The following is a 19935-nucleotide window of genomic DNA, read 5'->3' as shown; positions in this document are numbered from 1 at the left end:
ACGGCTACGGCCATTCTTACCTTTTGATGGCGAGACGTCGCGCGATCGAGGGCGCGGGGGCGGAACTGCGCAACGGCACGTACGAGCCCTAACCATACCGACGAAGAGAATTCCAAAGGAGGTTTGGCATGTCATTCCCATCGCCGTTCCGAGAAGATGCCGAACGAATCGCCGACCCCATCGCCCGCATCCTTCTCTCGTTCGGCTTGGAGGAGGTCCCGCTCCCCGCGCTCTCCTTCGCTTCCTGTGCCTCCGGCTCGGTAGGGACTACCCGGCTCGACGGAATCGAAGGCCGGCTCGCGATCGAGAATAGGTCTCTGGTCCTGACGTTCCCGCGAAGGTTCGACACCTTTCGGCTACGCGAGCTGCTCAACGAGCCCGGTGCATTCCACCTCTCCGATGGATCCGAGCTCGTGGCCGAGCTCACGCACTGGGTCGGAGACTCCACCGTCATCGAGGTAGGCGAGAGCATGCGGACGACGACAACGCTCGAGCTCGACCTATGGACATGGATACGGCGCGAACCCGTCGCATGGGTGGGGCGATTGCCTGGACTTCGATTTGGGCGCGGAAACCTTGAGCTCTCGATCCGAGGTGCAGGCGGACGAACGCGGCGTGACGGCCTCCGCCTTCGGGGCAACTACACCTGGTACATCGTCGGGAACGGTCGAAAGGGAGAAGCTCCCTTACTCGTTCTCGACTCCCGCGGCGCAGCCCTCGACGGGGATGCTCTTGGCGCAGACTTCACCGCTCTGGAGTTCGTCCTTGGCGTGCCAACGAGGCTCGATCTCCTCCTCGGCGTCGACGAACATCTCGACCTCGTCGCCGCGGTGGGCCCACATCTGGGGTTCCGCGTGCCGTTTGGAACGGAAACCCACTCACCGCTACCGGATCGCCTCGACGCGAAATGCTGGGCACCTGTTTTGTTTCCACGGATCGCCAGCCGACTCTTGAACCCCGAAGACAAAAGCTACGTGGCCATTGGGGCTTACATGGACTCGCTCGTGGACCATCTCGATGGTGCCTATCTCAAGGCGCAGGTGGCTTTGGAGGCTTACAGCAAGTCCCTCATCCGGAAAACGGCGGGGCACCTCGTCGCGAGCGAAAAGGCATGGCGAGGTTGGGTCACCGAGGTCGAGCACACCGTTCGCTCCCACGCGGTCGATGAGAAGTCTGCGGGAATTCTTCTTGGGAAGGTTCGGAGCGCGATGTACGCTCCATCCTCCACGTCGGTCCCGTCCGCGTTGTCCATGTTGGGGCTCGCCGTGCCCAAGGCGGTTCTCGACGAGGTGAAGCTACGCAACATCGCGGCCCACGAGTTCGTCATGTCGCGCAAGCAAGAGCAGCGCATCGAAACGGATTTGCCGCGACTCCGTATGGTGCAAGCTTTGCTCGGTGCGCTCGTGGCACGGGCGGTAGGGTACTCGGGGCCTGTCCTCGGGTGGACGGAAGACCAGATGGGATATCGGAATGAACTCCAGTGGTGGCCCACGATGGACCATCCAGAAGTGGGAAAAGTGTACTGCGCAGAGAGGATCGAGGCGCCCTGACTTCTCGGGCGGGCCGCGCGATGGCTCATGCGCCTCCGAGCGAGGCCGGCACCGATGGGAGCTGCCCGAACGCGATGGCCCACGACGTTCCGCCCCATCTCGAGGCGGCCGTCGAGGACCTTTGCGACCGCGCGTCGTCGCGTGGCTCGACGCGCACCCGTAGCTCACGCCCTGCGCACGGCGTAGCGCAGGCGCGTGAGGCGCGGCGCGGGTGAGCCTGCACATCGCTGCGTGGATAGCCTCCGCGCGTGCACGCTCGGAGTCGTCTCGAACGTTATGTGTGTATTTTGCATGCGTTCGTGCCCATGGAAATCCCTCATCGAATCGATCGAGTAAGGGACGAGCGACATCGTATGACGCGAGGCGGGGAGGCTCCTCGGCAGTCGTGTTGGCCATTGGCGATAAGTCGATGTGGCTCGCGAGGAGCAAGCACGCAAGGAGGCCATCGCGAGGGCGAACGACGAGAAGCTCGCGACACGGAAGGTGACCGCGAAGCTCCACACGTCGATCCACGAAGGCTGGACCCGGAGAATCGTTTCCAAGTTCGCTTCGAGAACAAGGGCGACAAGACGATCTCGGGCCTCACGGGCCGTATTCGAGCGCCAGCACAGGAGTTCGACCATGGGATCAAGGTGCGCATGGAGCTCGCGCCGGGAGCATCGGAGGACGGCGTCTGGGAGTTCGACGTGAATCGGTTCGTTCAAGATCCGGAGCGTGTTTATGCTCTCGGCGAGACCGATGAATTCGACGCCGACATCCAGTCGCTCACCTTTTCGGATGGGACGCGTGTCGCACGTGGCCGCGATCCGTAGCACCGCCTCGACGCGCACCGCCGCGGCTGCGTTTCAAAGCGCGCTGAGAAATGCGACCAGATCCGCCTTTTCCTTCGCACTGAGGTGAATGTCGAAACGCTGGTCGTGGTAGTCGACGGCGGCCGCGAGGGAGGCCGCCGAGCCGTCGTGCATGTACGGCGGGCGTCCAGCGAGGCCGCGTAGGTTGGGAACCTTGAACCGATTCATGTGTGCCCACTTCTTCGTGATCAGCGCCTGACCCGGATCGCTCGTCTTCTCTTGATCGCTTTGCTGCCTTTTTTTCGGAAGGTGTACAGCGGCAGGTCCGCGGTCCGACGGGCCCCGTCGCTGACACCGATATCCATCAACCGGCTCTCCGAGTTCGTCCCCACATTGGGCGTGTTGTGGCACGAGCCGCAGGTGGCCATGACGCGCGCGCGTCCCAGCTCGTCATTGAATCCGGACACACCGCGTACGACGAATACCTTCGAGTTGAAGATCTGCTCCCTTCGGCGATCTGCATACGGGCCTTGTCGCGGCCGGAGTCACCCGGCAAGACACGGGCCTCGCGATGTCCGAACCAAAACGGACCTACCCGGCGGTGATGACGCGTGCGACAGCGGCGGTCTACGGGTACATAGTGTGTTACGGCTTGCAGCAGACCGTGCGGAGCGCACCTGTCACCGAGCGTACCGGCGCCGCTGCCGACGCGTCATACCCGCCGGTTTGGAACTTATTCTCGTAATACAAAGCCTGATAGGTTTTCGGGGACGATGCATCCTGTCCAATGACGGGATTGCACCCGCCGTCGACATCGACCGAATCGTTCGTACCGGTGCAGTTGTTACCGGTGTAGAGCTTGACGCTGGTCGAGCATGTCGCCGAGTACGAGCACCCCGTGCAGTTCCCGCAGGTGATGTCTGCGCCGGTGCCGAGGAGATGTTTTTCGGTGTACCCGCTCGGACAGGACCTGTCGCCGTCGCGCACGATGCAAGCGTGCGGCTGCGCACAGAGCGCGAGCCTGCACTCCGAGACGGCGGAGGTGCAGATTCGAACCGTCGCGGTGGTCAAGGTGCTGGTGTCCTTGCTGCCCGAGCATGATCCGTTCGAGCATCCGAACACGGGGTTCGCGGGCTGCGGTATCGCCCTGAAGTGGTGAATCGTCCGAGGCTGAAGATCCGAGCATCCTTGTGAGAACTCGTCGTTGCCCGTGAAATCGCTCGTGCACGCCGCCGTGTAGGGGTCGCCGTCCCATCGTGACATGCGGATATTTCCCGGGCACTGGTTCTCTTGGGGGCTCTTGCCGCGGCAATCGCACCCGCAGCTTCCGCCGGTGGGATCGGTCACCATCGTAGGCCCAGCATCGTAGCCCGTTCCACAGTTCGCGCTGCCGGGCAGATACCCGACCGGCTCCCACCCCGACGGAATGCCATCGCATGCATTCGCATTTCCGCTGCCGCAAACCGGCGTCGTTACGTCCGGGCCCGCGTCCTTGGGCTCACCACCGTCCGGCACCGATCCCACGGCTCCATCGGCGCCGCGGATCGCACCCGCATCGCGTCCGCCGTTGTTCGCGTCATCACGCACGGTCGTCTCATCGAGCCCGAAGATCGCCGCACAACTCCACGCGGTCATTGCGCACGCAGCGAGCAAGCCTTTCGCGAATCGCATCGGTGTCCCTGTCGAGACTACTGCATGTGAGATCGCGCTGCCGCACGATCGATCCTATCGCCCACCGATCAAATACTTCTGCTGACGTCCGCGAAGCATCCAATCCCATGCAACCGCGACGCACTCCCAATACGCACATCAACCCTCAATTGACCCTCCGCGTACTCCTTACGCGCAGTTCTTGCCGAGGGGGAATCCAACGGCAGAACCCACACACTTCGAGCAAGAACGCCTTCGTCATCGTATCGTCGGCCGCTCCGGATCGCTGCATACGACCCGACTCGTCGACCCACGCCGATACCGGCGATGGATGCGCGCTTCGGCTGAATCGAGGAGAATCTCGCGGGCAATCCCGTGGCCCTCGATGTCGCGGGAGCAGCCGAGCGTTTCGCTTGGGAGGCCCAGGCTGCGGCTCCACGACTCCACCACGCGGAGAGCACATCGCGCACGCGACGGACTTTGACACCCTCGATAGGGTGGTCCTCATGCCGCCATGACGGTGCCTCCGTCCAGACACGAAACGCTCAGGAGCGTCACATCGTCCTAGACGTCTTCGTATTCACGCGCGGTAGAGAACCTCCACCCAGGAGGGCGCCCGGTTGTCGCGATACCAACTTTCATCCTCTCGGACGACGCTGTCTACCGCCATCCAAATGGCTTATAGAAATGCACGCTGTTGCTCAAGGATCGAACGCGCCGAATAGCCTCCGCATCGCCGGAGCCATACGACAAATCGAGCATGTCGTACTTGCGCACACGCAGCATGGTGGCATGAGCTCGACGCACGCAGCTCGTACCGCTCCCGCCAAACGATTCGAAAGAGCGGACCGGCGCCGCGGGGTCACAGCGTGCCAAAAATGGCGCTTACGGACATCGCCCCTTCACCGCGTATCGGCGGCCCGTCGGCGGACTCTCCACGCCACTTCCCGTTGCCTGCGACAGCCCGAGCTCCTTCGGAGAATCTTCGACATCGACGCCCTCGAGTCCGACCGAACGCGCCGAATCGCAAACCGAACGCCTACCGCGAGTCGTGTCCCCGGGCGCGACGGCATCGCCGAAATTCTGCCCGATCGTAAGACTGGAGAGAGCACTTCGACCCAAGCCCGGACACGACGGATGTCTTCGACGTAGAAGATTGGAGCCATCGAAGAATCCATTGTCATCTGAAATCGCGCTTCGATCTCATCGTGGCCGAGGGGGCGGGGAGCTGCACGGACCCCAACCTCGCCGGCTCGATGTCGTCACCATGGGCATGGCGCGGATGCTCGAGGAGACGGCTAATCCGCTCTGACTGCATTTGCGGATTGCGCATTTCATCCATTGCGGCGATCGATGTCGTCATTACCGCCCTGTGTTTGGTTTTGCTGGTCATCACAACGGATTTGGATCTATATCGATCCATCGAAGCAACACCATCGAATGACGTTCGGTGCTCGATGGCCCATTCGAGATCCCGTGCTATGAACTAGAAATATTTATCTACGCGCCCCCGCGCGGTTGTCTCGCAACGATCGAAGTCCGCCTCACTCGACATCCTCCACATCCTCGACATCCTCGAGAGATCGCTGGTCGTCGAACGGGTCCCAGCGACATCATGTCGCCTGATGGGGCGCGATGGATACAGCGACCGCGCGCGCGTGTGCCGTCGAATCTCAAAGAGAGACAAATACGATGTTAGCCGCGAAAATTGGTACCTATTCTCGCTTGTTGAAGCTAAATGTTCCCGAGCTGTCGCTGTATCCCTTGACCACATTTGGGCTCGCATCGACATACATCGGCGAGGCGCAGTACTGGATCGTGATGCTGACCTTCCTGCTCTTCAGCTTGTGTTGTGGAACGCTGACCATCGTATTGGACGACGTCATGGGTTACGTCGATGGCGTCGATCAGCTCGCCGTGCTCGGCGAAAAGCGCAACATCGCCAAGCCCCTTTTGACCGGGGAGCTCTCCTTGTGGGAAGCCAAGGTGGCGGCGTTTGCCATTTTCAGCCTGGCCATGTCGCTCGTGGTCTTCTGGCTCTGGTTGGCGCATCTCCCACCCGGAACGGTGGTGCTCCTCATCTGCGCGCTCGGCTTCGTGACCCAATACTCCTTTGGGCTCAAATTGAGCTACCGCGGTCTCGGCGAAGTGGTGATCATCTTTGGCGCCGCCATGGCCACGGCCTTGCCTTTTCTGATACTCACCGGCCGAACGACGCCCGTCGTTCTGTGGACGGCGTGCATGAACGGCATCCCATATGCGGCGCAGATCGTCGTTTCCAACATCATCGATGCGAAGTCCGATGCCGCGTCCGGCCGTCGTACCGCGACCGTGCTGGTGGGGGTACGACGCGCGCCCGTGATCTCCCTGGTCCTGCTCTCCGTTTATTGGATCCTTTTTGCCATCGGCCTGTGGATCGGAGTTCTGCCGCGCGCGACCCTCTTCTGCCTCGTTCTACTTCCGAATCACGTTCGGTTTCTGGTAAGGGCATTCGCCGGAGAGTACGCGAGCGCCCGCCTCCTGTCGTTTCGCACGGTTCGCATGCAGCTCGCGGTGGTTGCCCTATCTCACCTGCTGGCCAACCATGTCGACGTATTGGGGTGAATTGGAGGGTCATCCATGTTATTCGATCTTTACTCTCTCCAAAATTTGGACCCGCGCTGCACCGACACTGCGCTGCTGGTGAGCATAATCGGGGCCTTCGGATACGTACTGTGGGCGTTCGTCTACTTTGCCTGGATTTATCGCGCGTTTCGCGATCGTGCACCGGCCGCGCCGATGGTCGCGGTTTGCTGCAATTTTTCATGGGAAGTTCTCGACGTTTTTGCGTTTCCCAACCCGAATCCCCAGTTCGTCTTTCTCGGAAGAGCGTGGCTCGTCATCGATGTGGTGATTTTGTGGCAACTTTTGCGGTACGGCCCTGCGTTGCAGACGGTCCCCCTGCGCCGGCGGTTCTACCGACCGATGGTCGGATTCTTGTTGATCCTCGGGCTCACGGGCCAGTACGCGTTCGTATCGATGTATCAAGATGTCGTTGGTATCGTCATCAGCTATGTGATCGTGTTGATCATGAGCATTGCCTTCATCCTCATGTTCCTCTCGAGGATCGCTCAGGGCCATCGGCGCGGTATATCCATCACCGCCGGATGGCTCAAGTTGGTCGGCTCGGTCTTTTCGGCAGTACATGGTCACTTCCTGGTGCATTGGTGCAATCCTCACCTGCCGAACGTCTCGCTCATGGATTTCTTGTTCGCGGCGATCTTCATCTTCGATTGCGCGTACGTGGCCATGCTGCATGCGCCGCAAAGCTGGCTACGTGCGCTCGTGGAGCCCGACCGAAATCTCTCCGTCGAAGTGGCATCGTGAGCGTTCACCCCATACAAACGGATCCTGTCATGGACACCGAAAGCGCACGCGCGTTCTATCTCGATTACCTCGATACCGTGTACCATCGCCGCCAGATCCGAGAGCTCGACCGTTTCTTTTCGAAAGACCTGGTCGTTCACCCACCCTTTCCCGGAGCTCTCGACTTCGCCGGTGTAAAGGCCGCGGCCGCAGCCTTGCTCGACACGTTCTCCGACTGCCGGCTCGTTCCGGAGACCTTCGTGTACGCGAACGGAATGCTCGCATCGCGCCTCGTCTGCTCGGGAACCTACGCTGGCCGCTATTTCGGAGTCGGCCCATCGGGCCATCGGATCGATGTCATCGCCCACCCGCAATACCGCGTGCAAAATGGCAAATTCGTCGAGCTCTGGGATTGTACCGACATGCTCGGCCTGATCCGCCAAATCGGTGAAGCGAGCTTTCCGCGCGTGAGCAGCACCGTGCGACGCGTGCGCCGTGGGGTCGCATGGCTCCAGGGGACCAAGAAGGAGAGCGCTCATGTTTGAAGAGAAAGCGTCGAACGGCCGACAACCGTCTGTCGGTCCCATGGCCGAGGAGCGGCCTCGCCCGGAGGTCTCGACGCCCATAGCCCGGCTGGGGGAGCTTCGCGGCGAGGAGCCCGTTGCCTTGTCGGCCGACGGTGTGGATTTGGTTGCGTTCCACACCGATACGGGATTGAAGGTTTTCGAAGGCCGTTGTCCGCATCAAGGCGCCCTGTTGGGCGAAGGCGAGCGGAACGGACGAGAGCTCGTGTGCCGCAATCATCGCTGGCGATTCGACGTGGAGTCGGGCCGGCGCTTGGGCGGGCCGCAATGCCTTCGCGCTTGCCCATCCCAGGTGCGCAATGGGATCGTCTACGCGGATCTTCGCGCGCTCCGAACGGCGGCGCCGGCTGCCTCCTTGGCCCACACGAGGTCCGTGCAATCGCTCCCCGGACCGCCGGGGTTGCCGCTCCTCGGCAATCTCTTGTCCCTCGATCCGTCGCAGTTGCATCGCGTGCTGGAAGGCTGGGAGGCGACGTATGGCTCGCTATTCCGATTTCGCCTTGGCACGCGCGACGTCGTCGTCGTATCCGAGCCTGCGCTCGTACAGAAGGTCTTGCGGGAGCGCCCGGAGAATTACCGGCGCATGAGCACCTTCGCGCCGGTGTTCGAAGAAATCGGCGCGCCGGGCGTGTTGTCCGCCGAAGGAAAACCATGGCGTTCACTGCGAAGGCTCACCATGGAGGCGCTCTCGCATCGCCATCTGAAGAGCTTCTATCCGACGCTCAAAGGCGTCGTCCAGCGCCTGCACACCCGCTGGTCGCGCGCCGCGGATGCCGGTCGCGAAGTGCACGTGACCCACGATCTGCAACGCTTTCTCGTCGACGTCATGACTCGGCTCGCCTTCGGGTACGACGTCAACGCGCTCGAAGGAGGCGATGGCGGTGAGCGCCGCGGTGAAATTTCACCCCGCCAATTCGACGAAGTGTTCGACGCCGTGAACCGCCGGCTCATCGCGCCATTTCCCTATTGGCGATTCGTGCGGCTCCCTGCCGATCGCAAACTGGAACGCATCATCGGACAAGTCTTCCCCTGGATCTCCCGCTTGGTCGACGCCGCGCGCGAACGAATCGCCGAGGATCCCGGGCGCGCCGAACAGCCACAAAACTTTCTCGAGGCCATGATCTGCGCGCGCGACGATGCCGGGCAGCCGTTCTCCAACGAAGTCATTCTCGGCAACGCGCTGCAAATCCTCGCTGGCGGGCAAGATACGACCGCGAACACCCTCGCGTGGGCGATTCACGAGATCTGCGATCGCCCGGACGTGGTGGCATCTCTCCGCAAAGAGCTGGATCGCGCGCTGGGCGATGACGCCATGCCGGAGAGCATCGAGACCGCCGGCCGCCTGGTTTACGCGACTGCGATTGCAAACGAGGTGATGCGGCTTCGTCCGGTGGTTCCATCGATGTTCATGGAGGCCAACACGGATGTCGTCCTAGGCGATCTCGCATTGCCAAAAGGCACGGCGACGTGGGTCCTGGTGCGGCCGGCCGCGCGTGATGCCGAAAACTTCGCCGATCCCGAATCGTTCCGGCCCGAGCGCTGGCTCGCACAGTCGGACTCCATCGACGCCCACGATACGTCGGCGTACGCGCCCTTCGGCTCGGGGCCGAGAATCTGCCCCGGGCGCACCCTCGCGCTCTTGGAAATGCGCGTCGCGCTCGCCATGATCTTTCGAAATTTCGAGATCGTGCGCACCAGCCCGCGCGACATCGAAGAGGTGCTGAAGTTCACGATGAATCCGCGCGACCTTCGGGTACGTTTGCGCCGTCGAGCTGCTGCGTAATGGCTGCCGCGCGACGATGGCGCGATCCACGCGGATGGCGCGAGTGGCCGCCCCGGTGCCCGACGCACAAAAAGAAAAAGGCACCACATAGGGCCCGGGGGGGGAGAGCCTCTAAGCGATGCCGAGATACGTATTAGCGAGGCTCATGCCAGCGAAGCCGTACTTGTTCTTATCGAGAAATTGCGATTGTGTCCGCTTCGCCACGTTGCAAGGTTGCGATTGCGCCTTTCAAGTTCGGAGGCTCGCCGACGGGGGCGATGCACCGATGCTCCTCTCCCGGCACTTCGAGCGAGGCTTGCAAACGTAGTGCGATGTCGGTGCCTGTGTTGCCGGGCGAGGCACTCTGCACCCTGTCGTCGCGCAGCGGCCGAATGCCGCGAAGAACGTGGCATCCCAGGCCGCGGCGGGATCGCGCGCCACCGTGAAGTCGAAAGCGTTCACCGGTGTGCCACTGGCCATTCCAAGACCGCCGGACCTCGCGGCACGGGGCCGGCATTCGCTTCGCGTGTTACGCGCACTTCGTCGGCGGGGGTTGCGAGGGATTCGTTCTCGCACGTGAGCAACGAGCTACCGTCGGCCCGCACGTCGATCATCCCAAGCGACGTCCAGTGCTCGCCATGTCGGACCCACGCGGCGTACCGCTCGGCGCCCGCGATCGATGGGAGATAGCTCACGGTCAGCACGGCGATACCGGTGCCTGCGCGCGCGCGGTATGTACCGTGGGCCGCGGGCGGCGTGCCCTCGGTGGGGCCGAGGCGGATGGGAACGACGTCGCTCGAGGTGACCATGCGGAGCGCGCGCGCTTGGAGCTCTTGCCGCTGGTGTTCGCGCTTCCAGCCCAGGAATGCAACGACGGCCACGAGCACCGCCGCGAGCACCGGCGCGAGGCGCTTCATGCCGAGGCGGATGCGCGACTTCGCCGTTCCGAGCGGCGTTCGCAGCGTGGATGCGACTTGCTCGTGGGTCAACTCGTCGAAGAACGCGAGCGACAGCGCCTGGCGCTCCGCGACAGGAAGCGCGGCCACCGCGCGGCGAACGACGGCTCGGCGATGCGCGGCCCATTGGGCCTCGTCGGGTTCCAGCGCCTCGGCGGGGACGTCCTCGAGCTCGTCGGGAACGTCCTTGGCATACCGCCGACGACGGCGAAGCTCGTTCAGCGCATGGCGCCGCGTTATCTGCGCGATCCAGCTCTTGAACGAGCCGCGTGCGGGGTCGAATGTCTCGTGCTTGCGCCAAACGGTCAGCAAAACGTCTTGCACGACGTCTTCCGCGACGGACTCGCCGGCCATACGCGCCGCGATGGTAAAGATTCGCGCGGCATGGCGGGCGTGGAGAACGCGCAGCGCAACCTCGTCGCGGAGCCCCACTCGAGCGACGAGCGCTTCATCGCTCTCGGATGCCGGAGACACCTTGTGCTGACTTGCAGCGGACGGCATGACGTCGAGCCTAGGCTACCGTATGCGGCCCTACCTCGGTGTCGTGATGCACTTGCCCCAAAAGGGATGTGCTCCACCGCCGTCGCATTAACAGCGCATCGAAGGACCAGAGCCCCGCCCCGACGGCCAGCAGATAACCGCATGCGCACAGCATGGTGATGTCCAGTCGTACCTGGTAGGCAAAAGCCCAAAATCCGATCTTTGGCATCGCCGAGACGGGCTCGGGGCCGACGCCAAATAGGAGCGGCACCTTGGTGGTGACGATGGCGACCAGCATATCGACCATGAGAGGCACGGTCGCGAGCCGGGTGAAGAGCCCGACGAGCAGCAGACCGCCCGCGACGATCTCGACCACGCTGACGAAACGAGCCAATTGCGCCGCCAGCGGCAGCCCGATTCGGGTGAACCGTCCCACTCCTTGATTCTCGTACAGGAGCTTGATGATCCCCGAGACGAGAAAGACCCCGCCGACCGCCGCTCGCAGCGCGATCCTGGCCTGCGATGGCGTCGCTGCCGGTCGGAAGAAGAGCGCGAGTTGTCGCATGGCGGGTGAGTTGGCGTTGGGTGGCTGCGTCATGATCGGACTACACGCGCCGCGCGCCGTTTGGATTTCGAGTGCTCGAAAATGGCGAGCGCCCTGGGGAGAAGCTATATTCGGTAATAGTTACATGGACATATGTGCTTGGATCGCGAGACCGGTCCCGCCGCGCTCCTTCGCCATGGTGCGCGCGCCGCGCCCGGGTGGAGTCGAAACGTCTGGGTCCAAGCGAGGGCGCCTTGCCGCCGCGGCGTGCACGAGGTCGGCCGCCGGGATAGCCGGCATATCGGCGCCTGGGAGCGCATCTCAACAGAGGCAACCAATGTATGTGCTCGAGAAGAGGGGACGCTCTTTGACCTTTGCGTGACAGATTGGACATACGTCGCCCATCACGAGAGGACGGGCCGGTGTTGCCAACGCCCGCATTCCGGAGACGGCGGTGGTGTGCATGGCGGTCGCCGATGTCAGCGGCTGGAATTCCAAAATGCTTGCGCGGCGGAATCCTGCCCGTGGGGTGCGGCTGCAGTGCGGGGACGACAGCAAATCGTGCTTGGTTTGGATGGGGGTCGGGTACCTCCCGAAGCTCACGTAGACGACCTCGGAGGTGTAGAGCGCGGGGTCGAGCATCCGTGGCTCGGCAGGGTGAACGATCTTGAGTTGAAATGCGCGCACCAGCACATCAATGTCGCTTTGCACGCTCGAGTTGCGCGACCCGTCCACGAGGAAGAGGCCATCGCCAAAGTAGGCGGCGGTCATCCAAAAGCCGGGACCCGATGTGAAATAGCCGCTCGTCGACCATTGGAAACCGCGCAGCATCCGCATGTGCGCGCTGAGCCCATCGGCCAGCTGCTGCGACGACATTCCGGACGGTAGCAGGCTCGCGAGGGCGCCGACTTGGTAGGTCAAGCAATCCTTGCAATTGACCTGCATCGCCTGGACGACCCCAACCGCCGGATCGATGCATACGTGCACCAGGGACCGGCTGTCATAACAACCTGAGAAGCAGGTGTGCGACTCAGCAGCGCTGAGCAAAGACGCTGGGAGTGACATGGGCGAACTCTAAACCTGGTACCGTCGCGTTTCCATCGGCGGATGGCGCACCCGCGCGAACGATGCGGTCGCATGGCCCAAGGTTCGGCTTGGAAGGTCGGCGCCGAGCGAAACTGATGCGAAGGTCGAGCCGCTCGCGCTCACGAAGATGCGGCCATTCGCCGAAACATCAGCGTGAGAACGGCGCATGAGGCGCTGAGAATTCGAAGTGTTCCACGTTCTCGGGGCGCTCGATGACGAATGGTATCATGTGCATCACGCACGCATCGAAGGCTTTGGGGGCCACCGCGCCGGTGCCGGCGTGCTGCTTCGCTCGCGTCCTTCGTCCGCCGGTCCGCCCCGCGCTCGGTGTGGCGCATTCACGTGGATGCGCACGGTTTGCCGCGCGGCAAGCGCCGAGCTCCGTTACGCTTCGTCGCCGACCTGGCGGCGGATTTCGTCGGCGAGCGGGTGCAGCACCTCGTCGGAGGCCGGGCTCACCAGGCTGTAACCGATGCCTTGCTTCGACCAAGCGATGCCCGAGAGGCTCCCGCGCCTGTGGTTGGACATGGGCATGTTCTTTTCGATGGCCATCGGACGCACCAGCATGATCAAACGCGTGCCGCGATCGTCGTCGTACATGAAGAGGCCCGCGGGCCCGTGCGAGGTGGCCACGAGGCGGCCGCCCATGAAGCGGTAGCCCGCCGGTGCGAGGTCCGGCACGGCGATGGGGTGCTGCAAGCGCTGCGAGATCCACGCGACGAGCTGCGCGGTGTCGCTCGCATGGATCTCGACCGGGCGAACCCGATCGGGGCCGTAGACCTCGTAGCTGTCGGCCGCTTCTTGCGCGAGCGACGCGACGCCGGCGCCCGCAACGGCCGCCGTCCTGCCGCGCAAGAACCAACCGCCCGCCCCGCCGATCGCCAGGAGGAGCACGGCGGCCGCCGCGAAGCGCCATGGCGGCACGATCGCGCGCCGGCGCGCCTCGATGAGCCGGGGCAGATCGAGCGCCGACGGCACGGGCTCCTCGGCGATGGGCGCGAACGCCTCGCGCAGCGCCTGGCGCTGGCGCACGTAGCCGTCCACCCGATGCGCGACCTCCGGGTGGAGCTCGAGGTACGCCTCCACCTCGATACGCCGCACGGACTCGAGGGTGGCGTCGACATAGGCGTGCAAGTCGTCTTCCGAGATAGGGCGCCTGTCGTTCACTGGATCCTCCGCAACTCGCGCGTCCCCTCGTCGCTCGCGGGCTCCGTTTCGACGCCTTCCATTGCCTCCCGCAGCTTCTCGCGCGCGCGGGCGAGGCGCGACATGACGGTCCCGATGGGCACGCCGAGCACGCGCGCCGCCTCCGCGTACGACGGATCTTCGATCGAGACGAGGAGCAGCACGCTCTTTTGATCTTCGCTCAGCGATTCCATGGCTTGCAACAGATCACGGTGACGCAATCGACTCTCCTGCCACGCGGGCCGCGCCAGGGAAGCTTCGTTGGCGTCGTCGATCGACACGTGTCGGCCGCGACGGAGCTTCTGCCGCACGCGCGAGATGGCGAGGTTGTGCAGGATGGCGAACATCCACGCGCGCGCGTCTCCGTCCTCGCGCCGCTGGTGCCAGCGGCTCACCGCGCACTCCAGGCTCGCTTGCACGAGATCGTCGGCGGCCGCCGGGTCCCCGACGTGCGCCCGCGCATAGCGGCGCAGCGCCGGGATCAACGGCTCGATCAAGAGGATCATGTCGTTCATGGTTCGGGAGCTCCCACCTCGAGCGCACACGCGCTGGTATCGCCGCCATGCGGCGCGCGCGGGTACGCTTGGCAATCACGGCACCTGCACTTGGACAGGCGCGCCGGGGCTCGCCGGAAGGCCGGGCGCGATCACCAGGTACCGGCGCGGACCGCTGGTCTCGTCCTGCACGAGCTGGCGGATCGGCCCGGTGGCGTTGACGACAGCCGACCCCGTGGGGTTCGTGGTGAACGACGCGATGGGCTCGATCCGTCCGTTGCCGTTCGGGTTGTCCGCGAGCGCGAGCACGTACGGCTGCTTGGGCGCGAGCCCCGTGACCGAAGCTTGCACCACTTGCAGCAAGCCCTGGTCGAAGAGCGCGACGCTGGTGGGCGCATCTCTGCCGCTCGGGGCCGCGAGAGGCGCCAAGGTGAGCTGCGCGACCTGCCCGGCGACGCCGAGCGCTTGCAGGTTCTGCGTCCCCATGCCATCGGTCACCGCGTTCGGCACGTACACGACGGCTTGCGGTGCCTGCCCGACGGGGATGGTGGCCACCACCCGGTTCATCGCGGTGTCGATCACCGCGAGCGCGTCGGCGTTCTCGAGCCCGACGTAGATGCGCGTCCCATCGCCCGAGGGCCACAGGCCGTGCGGCAGCTTGCCGACCGCGATGGTAGCGACCTGCGAGAAATCGTCGGTGCGCAGCACCTTGACCTCGTTGGCTCCTCCGATGGTGACATATGCGAATTGGCCGCGCGCGGTACGCGCGAAATGGACGTGATTGGTAATGGGCCCCGTATCCATGGTGGCCAATACGGCGAAGGGCGGCTGCGCGTCGAACACCGCCACCTTGCCGACGTCTTTCAAGGTGAACCAAACCTGCTTTCCGTCGGGCGTCGCCGCGATGTTCGGGCAGAAGGGGCTCGGTTGCACCACCCGGCCGACGATGGTGTGATCGGAGACGCGTACGATGACCGTCTCCGGATTGAACGACGAGCAAATGTATCCGTATTGACCGTCGGGCGAGAAAATTTGCATACCGGGCCCCGACGGAGTTTGGATGCGCGTCTTCTCCTCGTACGAGCGGGCGTCGAGCACCGCCACGTAGTCCTCGCCGCGGACCGTGACCCACACCTCGTTGCCGTCGGGGGTGAAGAACGCTTCGTGCGGCGAGCGCCCCAGGTACGTCACGTGCTTTATGGCGTTGGTCGCCGTGTCGATGAACGAGACCGAGTTGCTGCCGATGGAGACGACGGCCAAGGTGCGGTGATCGGGCGAGAAGCCAATGCCGTGCACGAGCACCTGCCCTTTGTAGAGCGGGCTGAAATTGCCGGGCTGCGGATCGCCCAGGCGGATGACGCCGAGCAGCTTGTTGTCGACGGGATCCGTGACCGAAACCGTGTTCGAGAACTGCTCCGTGGCGTACACGCGATCGCGGTGGCTGATCGGGATGTCGTTCGGGGGCGCCGGGCTGGGCGCTTGCCGAGCGCTCGCAGGCTCGGTGCACGCGAGGCCGAGGATCGCCAAGAGCCCCATGGAGGCGACGAGGGCGCGCTTCATTTCGTCACCTCGGGGACACCCGCGCGCGTGGGCGCCGGAATGGATGGCGGCAGCGGTTGGCCGACCGCGAGCGTCATGGCGGCGATCTCCTGCATCTGCTCGACGACGATCTCCTGGGCGATGCGCCGGACCTGCTCGTTGTGTCCGTAGCGCAGCACGGCCCGCGCCATGTCGATCGCGCCTTGGTGGTGCGGGACCATCATCGCGACGAAATCGCGATCGACATCGCCCGTGGGCGCGACGGCCATGTCGGCCATCATCTTGTTCATCGCGGCGTCGTTTTCCGCGAGGAACGGTGCTTCGTCGCCGCGCGCGCTCGCGCTGCCCGCAGCCTCGGTCGCGGCCGGCGCAGCCTTCGCCTTGCCCGTGCAGCCCGCAGCGCCGATCCAACACGCAATTCCCAAGAGCGCCCAGCTCGGGCGCATCGAACGACGACGAAATGATTCCATCTTAGCCCTCGGCCTTTCCGACCTCGTTGGGTCTCGAAGGGGTGGACGCCGGCGCGATGGACTTATTCCGACCGCGGGCGTCGGATCTCACGCTCGGGCTCGAGCTTCGCGCCAAAACACGCATTTCATGCTCGCTCGTGCGCGGGGCTGTCGCGCTGCACGCGCATGGGACCGCATGTCATACATGATCCGCGGCTCGTCCGCTCTTCCTGCCGCGGGTCGAGCAGGAACGGTCGAATGCTTGATAATTGACAAACTCACATCGCGGAGGGACATGCGGTTCATTCGTTTCATTCCGCACGATATCCATTTAGGACCCTGGCCCGCGGGGGCGGGCAGATACTCCAAATCGTACGCGAACGCGTTTCCGAAGATCGGTGGCATGCTCGAAGGACGATTCGGAGCGCCCGTGCGCGCGCGCCACGACCTGATTCACTCTACGTGAAATAGCCGGTGCTCGGATTCCGGGTGCGCCCTGGTGTGCGGGATGGTCACGAACGCCCGCGGCCGAAGGTGGCCCCCGACGCCCCGAATTGACGCAGCGAGTCCTCCCCTCGTCCGAAAACGATGCCACCGCCCGCTCGCGCGCACCGAACGAGAAAGGCGACTACGTGGTCATCTGTCGGTGGGCACTTCGATTAATCAGATGAACGTCATCGCAATCATGCTATACGTGGCCTCGCTGCTCTCGCTGGAGCATCTCTGCAGTGGCCCGATCCACACACTGCGGGTGGTGCTTGCGGAAGCCCACGCGAACGTTCGTTCGTGCGAACGAATGGGAGAGTGTGTGCTCCTTGCACCGAAGCCCAGAAGTCGCGATGCCGCGATTCGGTGTGTCGAATTCAACCCCCGAAGTGAGGTGTTTCCATGCAATTGCGAACGATTCGGCGAAAGAGCGTATTGGCCCTCTCGGCCTTGCTCGGGCTTGCATCGACCATGGTGCTCGTCGCGGGCTGCAGCAGCGATGGCGCCGCGGCCCCCGAGGCCCCCGCGGAGGCATCCGCGGCCCGTGGAGACCTGTTGGTGACCCACGTCTACTACAAGGATCAGGCCGACCTGCAACGCATGGTCGACGAGACGGACCTCGATGTGCTCGAGGAGGTCAATGCCGAGGAGGGATGGGTCGCCGTTCTGATCGAGGACGCCAAGCAGTACGATGACCTCATTGCGCAGGGATATCGCGTCGACATCGTCGAGCGCGAATCCGCGGCGGCGCGCAAGAAGACCCAGAGCATGGAGGCCCTGGCGGGCATCCCGGGCTATTCATGCTATCGCACGGTCGAAGAGACGAACACGGCCATCAATACGCTCGTATCGGATCATCCGACGCTTGCGAAGGTGGTGACCATTGGCAAGTCGTGGAAGAAAGTACAGAACAGCAGCCAGGGGTACGACCTGCGCGTGCTCAAGGTCACCAACAGCGCCATCGCGGGACCGAAGCCGGTCTTCTTCCTGATGGGCGCGATCCACGCACGGGAGTACACGACGGCGGAGACGGCGCTGCGTTTCGCCGAGCAGATGGTGAATGGCTATGGGACGGATGCCGATGCAACATGGTTGCTCGACCACTACGAGCTGCATGTTTTGCCGCAGACGAACCCCGATGGCAGGAAAATCGCCGAGCAAGGCTATTACCAACGCAAGAACGGGAACAATTCGAACGGCGGAAGTTGCTCCAATCCGCCGCAGTCGAGCAATCAGTATGGGACCGATCTGAATCGGAACAGCTCCTACAAATATGCGACGGGGGGCTCGAGCTCCCAAGCATGTGCGGAGACGTACCGAGGACCGAGCGCGGCGTCGGAGCCGGAGACCCGGGCCGTGCAGGACTACATTGCGTCCATTTTTCCGGATCAGCGCGGGCCGAATACCTCGGATCCGGCGCCGAGCACCGCCACGGGTGTCCTCATCACCTTGCATAGCTACGCGCAGAAGGTGCTCTATCCGTGGGGTTGGAGCGCGAGCGCGCCGCCGAATGCGGCGGGGTTGGCGACCTTGGGCCGCAAGCTCGGCTTCCTCAATGGCTACTCCGCGTGCCAGGTCGCGGCCTCCGGTTGCATGTATGTTGCAAGCGGTGGCACGGACGATTGGTCCTATGGCGAATTGGGCGTGGCCTCGTACACCATCGAAATGGGCACGGCCTTCTTCGAGAGCTGCTCGAGCTTCACCAGCACGGTCGCTCCCGGCAACCTCGCGGCGTTGCGTTATGCCTTCAAGGCGGCGCGGCGTCCGTACCAAACGCCCTCCGGACCGGATTCGCTCGAGGTCGTCGCGTCGCCGTCCACGGTGACCGCGGGGGCCAAGGTGACCTTGACGGCAAAGGCCATCGATGGCCGCTACAGCAGCACCAGCGAGGCGACTCAAAATATCGCGGCGGCTCGCTACTCGGTGGGCGCACCCTCGTGGGTCTCCGGAACGACCACCGTCGCCATGAGCGCGTCCGACGGCGCCTTCAACGCGAAGACCGAAAGCGTGACCGCGTCCATCGATACCAGCGGATGGCAGACGGGCCGGCACATCGTTCTGGTCGAGAGCCAGGACGCCTCCGGAAATTGGGGCGTTCCCAGCGCCGTATTCATCAACGTTCAGTAAGAAGATCCGCTTAGCGCGCGGTCCGAGCCCCAGAACGAGGCGGTCATCGACGACGGTAGGGTCGTTTCCGATGCACCGCCTCGTTCTCGTTCGTAGGGTTGTGCCCCTACGGCACGGGGCGGAATACGTTGTACACGAGGCACGACGCGCGATCGCTGACGATCAGCGCGTAGCCCGAGCGATCGTAGTTCTTGGCGAGGCTCTGCACGTAGATCTGGCGGGAGCTCTCACCGGGCGCGAGGGGCCAGCTCAAAAAGTGAAATGAAAACGTATCTCCGGGTGACGACGAGCGGTTGATGCGGGTGGGCGGCACCGTACCGACGCCGTCGACGCGGTAGTCGGACCTGGCGTTCCAGGCTGCATTCGTAAAATCGCTGACATAGACGGCGACGATGGGACCCGAGCTCGGGGCCGCATTCGTCACGCGAAAGTAGAAGTCGACGTTGCCCGTTATCGTGCTGCGTACGACGCGGGTCTGAAGTGTTCCGTACAAGCCGGTGCAGAAGATTTTGCGGCTCTCGTCCTTTTCGATGACGCCGGCCAGGGTAGGGTCGTCCGCCACCGTCATGCCGATGGGCACGATGCTGTCGCCCGGAGAGGGTTGAGCAGCCGCAGTGCCGCAGAAGGCGAAAGCCACGAGTCCCAACGCGCGAGCCAAAGGTCGTGCAACACGGGTCGATGATTTCATTCGAGCTCCTCCAGTTGACCGAGAGATTGGAAATCGAGATTAGTCACGTGCAGCACCTGGCCCGGGTCATCCAAATCGATGACGTGCGCGTGGCGTGACGTCGATTTGCGATCCGCTGCGCCGGCTGGCTCATATCCCTGCTCACGATTGGTTACACGAAACCAATGGCGCGCATTGCCGGAGGTCGCGAAATTGGAATAGCGAACGGGGAGGGACGTT

17 protein-coding genes are annotated in these 19935 nt (G+C 63.7%); 7 read left to right on the top strand and 10 right to left on the bottom strand.

Going from position 1 to position 19935, the window contains the following annotated elements:
* Window positions 1–128: 128 nt before the first annotated feature.
* The gene (locus LZC94_33050; protein WXB12666.1) at window positions 129–1550 is read left to right on the top strand and encodes a hypothetical protein; all 1422 of its coding nucleotides are present in this window, start codon (window positions 129–131) and stop codon (window positions 1548–1550) included.
* 638 nt (window positions 1551–2188) lie between these two features.
* The gene (locus LZC94_33045; protein WXB12665.1) at window positions 2189–2362 is read left to right on the top strand and encodes a hypothetical protein; all 174 of its coding nucleotides are present in this window, start codon (window positions 2189–2191) and stop codon (window positions 2360–2362) included.
* 33 nt (window positions 2363–2395) lie between these two features.
* Here the strand turns inward: LZC94_33045 and LZC94_33040 are convergent, their stop codons facing one another.
* Both LZC94_33040 and LZC94_33035 read right to left on the bottom strand, forming a co-directional pair.
* The gene (locus LZC94_33040) at window positions 2396–2569 is read right to left on the bottom strand and encodes a hypothetical protein (GenBank protein WXB12664.1); all 174 of its coding nucleotides are present in this window, start codon (window positions 2567–2569) and stop codon (window positions 2396–2398) included.
* 417 nt (window positions 2570–2986) lie between these two features.
* Window positions 2987–3928, bottom strand: coding sequence for a hypothetical protein (locus LZC94_33035; protein ID WXB12663.1), 942 nt, complete (start codon window positions 3926–3928; stop codon window positions 2987–2989).
* Between the two features lie 1698 nt (window positions 3929–5626).
* On the opposite strand from LZC94_33035, the gene LZC94_33030 reads away from it, so the two are divergent.
* The 4 genes from LZC94_33030 (at window position 5627) to LZC94_33015 (ending at window position 9703) form a co-directional block, all read left to right on the top strand.
* Window positions 5627–6595, top strand: coding sequence for a prenyltransferase (locus LZC94_33030; GenBank protein WXB12662.1), 969 nt, complete (start codon window positions 5627–5629; stop codon window positions 6593–6595).
* A 78-nt stretch (window positions 6596–6673) separates the two neighbouring features.
* Window positions 6674–7357 carry a hypothetical protein gene (locus tag LZC94_33025; protein ID WXB12661.1) on the top strand — a complete coding sequence of 228 codons (684 nt, stop codon included), beginning with the start codon at window positions 6674–6676 and terminating at the stop codon, window positions 7355–7357.
* Between the two features lie 29 nt (window positions 7358–7386).
* Window positions 7387–7881: an ester cyclase gene (locus tag LZC94_33020; GenBank protein WXB12660.1), complete on the top strand. Its 495-nt coding sequence runs from the start codon at window positions 7387–7389 to the stop codon at window positions 7879–7881.
* Window positions 7874–9703 carry a cytochrome P450 gene (locus LZC94_33015; protein ID WXB12659.1) on the top strand — a complete coding sequence of 610 codons (1830 nt, stop codon included), beginning with the start codon at window positions 7874–7876 and terminating at the stop codon, window positions 9701–9703. Before LZC94_33020 ends, LZC94_33015 begins: the two co-directional genes overlap by 8 nt.
* 437 nt (window positions 9704–10140) lie before the next feature.
* On the opposite strand, the gene LZC94_33010 is transcribed toward LZC94_33015, so the two are convergent.
* The 7 genes from LZC94_33010 to LZC94_32980 all read right to left on the bottom strand — a co-directional run bounded on the left by LZC94_33010 (window position 10141) and on the right by LZC94_32980 (window position 16436).
* Window positions 10141–11139, bottom strand: a complete 999-nt coding sequence (locus LZC94_33010) for a sigma-70 family RNA polymerase sigma factor (GenBank protein ID WXB12658.1) — start codon at window positions 11137–11139, stop codon at window positions 10141–10143.
* A gap of 10 nt (window positions 11140–11149) precedes the next feature.
* On the bottom strand, window positions 11150–11683 hold the full coding sequence (locus LZC94_33005; protein ID WXB12657.1) for a DoxX family protein: 534 nt from the start codon (window positions 11681–11683) through the stop codon (window positions 11150–11152).
* 300 nt (window positions 11684–11983) lie between these two features.
* The gene (locus tag LZC94_33000) at window positions 11984–12649 is read right to left on the bottom strand and encodes a hypothetical protein (GenBank protein ID WXB12656.1); all 666 of its coding nucleotides are present in this window, start codon (window positions 12647–12649) and stop codon (window positions 11984–11986) included.
* 483 nt (window positions 12650–13132) lie between these two features.
* Window positions 13133–13915 (bottom strand): anti-sigma factor, encoded by a 783-nt coding sequence (locus tag LZC94_32995; GenBank protein ID WXB12655.1) that lies wholly within the window; start codon window positions 13913–13915, stop codon window positions 13133–13135.
* Window positions 13912–14448 carry a sigma-70 family RNA polymerase sigma factor gene (locus tag LZC94_32990; protein WXB12654.1) on the bottom strand — a complete coding sequence of 179 codons (537 nt, stop codon included), beginning with the start codon at window positions 14446–14448 and terminating at the stop codon, window positions 13912–13914. The genes LZC94_32995 and LZC94_32990 overlap by 4 nt, the downstream gene beginning before the upstream one ends.
* 75 nt (window positions 14449–14523) lie before the next feature.
* Entirely contained in the window at window positions 14524–15987 is a 1464-nt protein-coding gene (locus LZC94_32985) for a YncE family protein (GenBank protein ID WXB12653.1), read from the bottom strand.
* On the bottom strand, window positions 15984–16436 hold the full coding sequence (locus LZC94_32980) for a DUF305 domain-containing protein (GenBank protein WXB12652.1): 453 nt from the start codon (window positions 16434–16436) through the stop codon (window positions 15984–15986). The genes LZC94_32985 and LZC94_32980 overlap by 4 nt, the downstream gene beginning before the upstream one ends.
* An 867-nt stretch (window positions 16437–17303) precedes the next feature.
* Here LZC94_32980 and LZC94_32975 point away from each other — a divergent pair.
* A complete protein-coding gene (locus LZC94_32975; protein ID WXB12651.1) occupies window positions 17304–19028 on the top strand; it encodes a M14 family metallopeptidase in 1725 nt (574 codons plus the stop codon).
* Between the two features lie 106 nt (window positions 19029–19134).
* Here the strand turns inward: LZC94_32975 and LZC94_32970 are convergent, their stop codons facing one another.
* Window positions 19135–19674, bottom strand: coding sequence for a hypothetical protein (locus LZC94_32970; protein WXB12650.1), 540 nt, complete (start codon window positions 19672–19674; stop codon window positions 19135–19137).
* Window positions 19675–19935: the final 261 nt, after the last annotated feature.

The sequence above is a fragment of the Sorangiineae bacterium MSr11954 genome (assembly GCA_037157815.1).
GTDB lineage: Bacteria > Myxococcota_A > Polyangia > Polyangiales > Polyangiaceae > Pendulispora > Pendulispora albinea.
This window is presented reverse-complemented; position numbering and strand designations above follow the sequence as displayed.